At 36.7% G+C, this 6,656-nt stretch carries 6 protein-coding genes; 5 read left to right on the plus strand and 1 reads right to left on the minus strand.

Annotation, left to right across the window (positions count from 1 at the left end; translation table 11 throughout):
* Window positions 1-190 precede the first annotated feature (190 nt).
* From GSY74_RS02025 to GSY74_RS02040, 4 genes are all read left to right on the plus strand, one after another.
* Window positions 191-1,666, plus strand: coding sequence for a nitrate/nitrite transporter (locus GSY74_RS02025; protein WP_223157428.1), 1,476 nt, complete (start codon window positions 191-193; stop codon window positions 1,664-1,666).
* Window positions 1,667-1,803: 137 nt separating this feature from the next.
* Window positions 1,804-3,885, plus strand: a complete 2,082-nt coding sequence (locus tag GSY74_RS02030) for a molybdopterin oxidoreductase family protein (RefSeq protein ID WP_164663450.1) — start codon at window positions 1,804-1,806, stop codon at window positions 3,883-3,885.
* A gap of 7 nt (window positions 3,886-3,892) precedes the next feature.
* The gene (locus GSY74_RS02035) at window positions 3,893-4,630 is read left to right on the plus strand and encodes a helix-turn-helix domain-containing protein (protein ID WP_164663451.1); all 738 of its coding nucleotides are present in this window, start codon (window positions 3,893-3,895) and stop codon (window positions 4,628-4,630) included.
* On the plus strand, window positions 4,611-5,327 hold the full coding sequence (locus GSY74_RS02040) for a hypothetical protein (RefSeq protein ID WP_164663452.1): 717 nt from the start codon (window positions 4,611-4,613) through the stop codon (window positions 5,325-5,327). Before GSY74_RS02035 ends, GSY74_RS02040 begins: the two co-directional genes overlap by 20 nt.
* Here the strand turns inward: GSY74_RS02040 and GSY74_RS02045 are convergent.
* Entirely contained in the window at window positions 5,270-6,244 is a 975-nt protein-coding gene (locus GSY74_RS02045; protein WP_164663453.1) for a DNA/RNA non-specific endonuclease, read from the minus strand. The two genes, GSY74_RS02040 and GSY74_RS02045, sit on opposite strands and share 58 nt — an antisense overlap.
* Window positions 6,245-6,388: 144 nt before the next feature.
* Between GSY74_RS02045 and GSY74_RS02050 the strand changes: the two genes are divergently transcribed.
* Window positions 6,389-6,656 (plus strand): hypothetical protein (locus GSY74_RS02050; protein WP_223157430.1); only part of this gene is annotated, 268 nt, incomplete at its 3' end.

A 6,656-nucleotide genomic window follows, 5' to 3' on the forward strand; every position in this document is an offset into this window, starting at 1 on the left:
CATCATAAGGTGTCATTTTTACACATATCAGTGTTTCTTAAGTATATACACGATTATTTCACTAATTTACCGTTATAATAATATAGACAGGAGAGAGTTTCCCACATAGATACCAAAAAATTAATGATATCGCTCCATCATTTGGTCATAGCAAAGGAGGAAACCCTGTAGGGAGTTGAAAGGATTTTATATGAGTATGATGAAAGAGGCGACACCTAAATCTTATAGGATGTTAGTTATGAATACATTGGCGTTTACCATCGCCTTTGCAGCGTGGTTATCCAATGGGGTATTAATCACATTTCTAATTTCAAATGGTATTCTTGACTGGACAGCAGTTGAGATGGGTACGGTTATTGGTATTCCAGTTTTGACTGGTGCATTGTTTAGATTACCAATGGGAATATTGACAGATAAGTTTGGTGGACGACCGATTTTTACGATTAACTTGTTAGTTGCGTCACTAGGTATGGTATTGATGTCTCAAGCAGTAACCTATACAGATTTTGTAATCGCTTCACTATTGTTTGGTACAGTTGGTGCAACATTTGCCGTAGGTATCGCATTTACATCAGTTTGGTTTCCAAAAGAGAAGCAGGGTCTAGCTCTTGGTATCTTTGGTGCAGGTAACGCAGGTGCAGCTTTAACAGCACTTTTTGCTCCTACTATCTTGATGGGTCTAATCGCTGGTGGAGACATGGAGGCGTGGAGAGAACTTCCAATTATGTATGCAATTATGTTATCAGTGATGGCAGTTATCTTCTTTTTCGCAACAGAGAACAGAAAGCCTGATAGTTCTGATAGAACTCTAGCTCAAATGTTGGCTCCACTAAAAGATATCCGTGTATGGCGACTTGGTATGTACTACTTTATCGTGTTTGGTCTATTTGTTGCATTCTCGCAGTGGTTGGTTCCTTACTTTGTAAATGTTTACGCACTACCACTGGTCACTGCTGGTCTATTTGCCGCAGCGTTTAGTTTCCCTTCAGGTGTAATTAGAGCATTTGGTGGATATTTGAGTGATAAGTTTGGTGGTAACACGGTTACTATGTGGGTATTTATTACAGCTATTATTATCTCTGCAATGCTTATGGTTCCAAAGATGACTATAGAGTCTCCAGGTAAAGGTGTAATGTCTAAGCTTCCAGGTGAAGTTACAGCAGTTACAGAGAACACTGTAGTAGTTACAAACCCTAAAGCTGGTGAGAGAACTTATAAGTTTATTCCACAGATAGGTGAGTTTGATAAAGATACAAATGATTTCTTTATGTTCCCTACAAAGAAAGTTACACAGGTAGCAGTTGTTCAAGTTGGTGACAAAATTGGTAAAAAGCAACTACTTATTCAAGGTACAACAGAGATTTTCTTCCAAGCAAATGTATGGATTTTCGGTATCCTAGCGGTTCTTGTTGGAGCTATCTGGGGAATTGGTAAGGCTTCAGTTTATAAGCTTGTAGCAGAGTACTATCCACAAGAAGTTGGTGTTGTTGGTGGTATAGTTGGTGTTCTTGGTGGACTGGGTGGATTTATCTCTCCAATCATCTTCGGTTGGTTACTCGGATTGACGGGGCTGTGGTCCAGTGCGTGGATGTTTGTTCTCGCCGTGACACTCTTTGCCTTTGTTCTTTTGACAAAAGCGATGAATCAACCAGGTGCTGCTAAATAATTAGTTCCAATCTTTCTAAAAAAAGGGTATCCCAAAGGGATACCCACACTTCTCTTTTCTAAATCTTCCATCAAATTATTTCACTTTAAGTAAAATTAGGATAAATTTTATCTTAAATAAAAAGCTAAAGGTTATTAATGTCTAAAAATCAGATTAAAGAGGTTGAGAGTGTCTGTACCTATTGTGGTGTAGGGTGTGATATTACAGCAGTAGTCAAAGATAATAAAATTCAAAAAATCTATGCAGGGAAAGATGGAGTGGTTTCTCAAGGGAAACTCTGTATCAAAGGTAAGTATGGGTATGACTTTGTGGATGCAAAAGATAGAATCCGACAACCAAGGGTTCGCAGAAACTTTTTGGAAAAAAATCCTCATATTCTTAAACAAGTTGCCGATAAGATAGACTCTTTTGACAGTGATTTCTATACCTGTAGTTTAGATACAGCAACTACCATCGCATCACTGAAATTAGCAGAGATAAAATCAAAATATGGAGGAGATAGCTTCTGTGCCATTGGTGGAGCAAGAGGTAACTGCGAATCTGCCTATCTGTTCCAAAAGTTCTGTCGAGAGACAATGGAGTCTCCTCATGTCGATAACTGTGCTAGAGTCTGTCACTCCCCCTCTCTCAAAGGGATGAAAGAGACCATAGGAGAGGGAGCTTCTACTAACCCTTACAATGATATATACCAAAGTGAGTTTATTGTGGTAATGGGGTCAAATACGATGGAGGCTCATCCTATTGTGGCAAATCGTATTGTGGATATGGCACAGCAGGAGAATAACCTTGCTGTTATTGATGTCAGAGAGACCAAATTGGCAAAATATGCCAAATACAATACCGTTATCCCCTATGAAGCCAATCTCTTGGTACTCAATATGATGGCGTTCGTTATTATAGATGAAGAGCTTTATCACAAAGATTTTATAGCTAATCGTACCAAAGGATTTGAGGAGTTTAGAGATAAAATTTTGGCTGACCCTTACGCCAATCCCAAATTCTTTGAGAATATTGAGGGGTATGAGCATTTAGCAAAAAGCATTCCAAATATTGCAAGAGAGTACGCCTTTAAAAAATCGATGATTCTCTGGGGGCTAGGAGTGACTCAACATCTTGATGGCTCTTATGCTGTTATGGCTATTACCCATCTAGCGATGATGACAGGAAATATAGGTAAAACTGGAGCAGGACTGCTACCTCTTCGTGGACAAAATAATGTACAAGGGGTTTGTGATATGGGCTGTCTGCCATACTATCTTCCTGATTACCAAGAGCCTGAAGTAGTAGGTTTGATGACTCCACAGCTAATAGATGGGATGTTGGATGGCAAGATAAAAGCACTTCTTAATATGGGTGAAGATATAGCCCATATCCATAGCAATATCAATAAGATTGACAAAGCGTTGGATAAGTTAGAGTTTATTATGGTTCAAGAGCTATTTATGACCGATATTACACAAAAAGCAGATGTTATTATCGGTGTTAGTTCAGCCTATGAAAAAACAGGGGTCTATGTGAGTGCGATGAGACGACTTCATCTCTCTCAACCATTGGTAGAGTCCAATCTGCCTGATGATTGGGAGGTGCTACAGCTACTAGATAACAAACTTAATGGTAGCTTCAACTACAAAGATAGTGAGGAGGTTTGGGAAGAGGTGACAGAAATAGCCCATAGACGATTCTCTGGAGCAAAATATTATCGAATGAAACGACACAATAAACGGGGGATGCAGTGGCCTATCTATATTGAAGATACCCCTGTCTTGCATCTTCTTGATTTTAGAACAGACGATGGTTTAGGGAGATATGTATATCATCAGTATGAGCCTAGAGGAATGGTACAAGAGATAATAGATGGAGAGTTCTACAAAGATAGTTTGGAGGGATTCTTTCTCACTACAGGAAGAACACTGGCACACTATAATAACTCGGCTCAAACCAAGAGAAGTAAAAAACTTTTGACTAAGTATGATGAAGATGTGATTTTGGCATCAAAAGAGGATGAGGGTAAGTTTGGAGATAGAATTATTCTCAAATCAGAGTATGGAGAGACAGCAAATCTACCTGTTAAATATACAGATAAGATAAAACCTAGAACACTTTTTGTTACATTTCACCATGCGAAATCAAGAGTGAACTCTCTTTTTGGAGATGAGGCGGATGAGTTGGTTGCTACGGCTCGATTTAAATCGGTGCGTGTAACGGTTATATCTAAATAGAGATTATATGAACAAAACAGAATTTTTCTCACACTCACCAGAGATACAAAGTATTATCAAAGCTCTTACACTAAGCAAATCGCTTTTTATCTCAACCATTATTTGGGGTGAACCTCATACAGGTAAACTAACATTGGTTCGCTCATTTTTTCCAAAAACCACCCTAGTCAATGGTAAAAATTTAGACACTCTAAAAGATGCTTTAGAGAGTAGTGATGAGGTAATTATCTATAATTTTGAGGCGATACGCAATATCCAACTATTGGATTTGGACAACAAACGAATTATCGCTATTGCCAACTATGAGAAACTTCCTTTATCTATAGAGAGCCATTTTGCCTTTATCTATAATATGCCTCCACTTAGAGAGAGAACAAAAGATATTCCATATTTTCTTGAAAAATTTTCCAAAGAGTTAAAAGATGATTTGATGATAAAAGATGATATTGAATTAGATATAAATCATCTTGATTTGTCACAAAATTTTAAGTCACTAAAAATTTCTCTACATAGAGAGCTTATCAAAAAAACTCTCTCACAACAAGATATTGAGGAGATACTATTTGATTATCTTTATCATAAAATAAAGGGAAAAAATGCCTACAGAGAAAATCTGGGTCTCTATGAAAAACCTCTTATCCAAGCAGGTCTCAAAAAATTTAAATCACAGCTCAAACTATCAGAAGTCTTGGGACTCAATCGTAATACACTAAGAAAGAAGATACATGAACACAATATTAACTAGTTTTAAATTTTTGGTAGAGAACAATAACAATCCTCTGCTTATCTTTAACCATAAGGGGAAGATAGAGTATTTTAACCACAGTGCAGAGTTTCTAGCAGGTATACATCTTAGCCATGAGCTTTTTAGACTAGCCGTTACCTATGCCCCACAGAGTTTCGGTTCACGAACTGTTCATCTCGATTTGACCTATGGGATGGATAGTTTTTATGCTATTACAGTACTCTATGAGAGTGAGGAGGAGCTTTGTCTCTATCTCTACCGAAAACCTCGTGCCTATATCCCTAAAAATTTGTCGTTTGATGGCTACAGTTCTACCGATATCAACCTTCTGCTCGAAGCCAATATTGAACTTTTCAAGATGAGATATAACAACAAACTAACTCTTTTTACCGACTATAGTTTGCCAAAATTTCAGATGCAACAAAATAGCTTCTCTATGCTTTTGCGAAAACTATTTGAGCAGTATGCTACAGCAAAAAAGATAGATATTACTCTAAAAATCAATATTGGAGAGACAATTGTGATAGCTGAGAAGAAATATCCTATTATTATGTTGATGGTTAAATCTGACAGTAGAGAGAGAGATAGCGATGAGGAGATTGAGAAGTTGACTCTACAAAATCATACTACAGCCTATTTTCAAAAAGAGTCTGTCATTTTGGAGATTCCTTGTATTGTAGTACAATCTACTTTATGATGCTCTAGCTCATCATCTTCAGAACTTGCATTAAAATCATTAGCATAATAGAAGCACTCTTCGTACTCCTCATCTATGTTAAAAAGTATCTTATAATACCCATCAGATATAGAGATACTATTATCTCCTATCTGTGATGGACTACTACTATAACTTACAACATTTACAATATTCAGCTCAAATAACTCAATAGCCTTAGCTCTCGCATAGTTTTCTACCTTAACCCACGACCGCCGATTTACCTCTGGTACTTGTGGGATAATATTGGCTAGTGAATAGGTTGAATCCAAACTCTCCTCACTCCAATCAAATGATGCATCTGGGGCTAGATGTCCTCTGTCATATCCTGTATTGGTATAGTCTGCTGTTGTGGCTCTATACTCTACATCAATCTCCCTCTCCACATAAAAAGATGGTCTCTCTTTGATATTTAACTCATTAACCAAATCACCATATAGCGTGTAGGAGACACTCTTAGCCACTTTGAGATTATAGTCATAACATATTGTTAGAAACTCTTTATCCAGTATCTGATGACAGTTATCTTCGTTAATAAACTGTTTTGTATAGTCTATCTCCTCTTCTTCTGGAACTACCACTTCTATCTCATTAACAGTAGGAGGAGTTCTATCTACTGGTTGAGTTACAACTGTACTATTTTGTTCCAATTGAGTATCTTCACTCTCCACTACTTCTATCTCTGTGCTATTTGTCTCTTCTGTAACTATAGTACTATTTTGCTCCAATTGAATATCATTGACTTCAATCATCTCTCTCTCCTCAGTGGCAGGGTGACTCTCTTGAGGAGGAATAGAAGGAGGAGTAGTAGTGGTTGTTGTCTCAACGCTACCGCATCCATTGAGTAAAAAGAGAAAAACCGTAATCTGTATAGTTGTTTTTAAATTAAATGTTTTCATTAATTTATTTTAACATAAATACTTAAGAGATACGAATTAAAATCCCATATCCATATCAAAAAAATTAATACTCTCTTCTCTTCAAAACTAATTAGTGGATTGGCTTCTAAAAAATCTTTGACCTTTTGTGCTATAATCATAAAGATGATAAAGAATAGAAGAGAGTTCATAAAAATTAGTAGTTTGACATTAATACCAGCTCTATTTAATAGTTGTAGTCAGTATCTTTTTGTCAAAAAAAAGAGTAAATATATAAAAAACAGTAAACTCAAAACAATCAAAAGTGATTATAAGGGTAATTTACTACAAAATGATTTATTCCAAAATCTATATGGAGGTTCAGGACGCAAAGGGCTTTGGGATCTTCTGAAATGGAAACTCTCTACAAATCCACAACAGAAGATAAAAGATA

Origin of the sequence: Sulfurovum sp. bin170, from assembly GCF_010892395.1 — a bacterium.
Taxonomy (GTDB): Bacteria; Campylobacterota; Campylobacteria; order Campylobacterales; family Sulfurovaceae; genus UBA1140.

Coding starts and splice junctions, on each gene's coding strand:
- GSY74_RS02025 (WP_223157428.1), top strand. CDS start 191: ATGAGTATGATGAAAGAGGCGACACCTAAATCTTATAGGATGTTAGTT.
- GSY74_RS02030 (WP_164663450.1), top strand. CDS start 1,804: ATGTCTAAAAATCAGATTAAAGAGGTTGAGAGTGTCTGTACCTATTGT.
- GSY74_RS02035 (WP_164663451.1), top strand. CDS start 3,893: ATGAACAAAACAGAATTTTTCTCACACTCACCAGAGATACAAAGTATT.
- GSY74_RS02040 (WP_164663452.1), top strand. CDS start 4,611: ATGAACACAATATTAACTAGTTTTAAATTTTTGGTAGAGAACAATAAC.
- GSY74_RS02045 (WP_164663453.1), bottom strand. CDS start 6,244: ATGAAAACATTTAATTTAAAAACAACTATACAGATTACGGTTTTTCTC.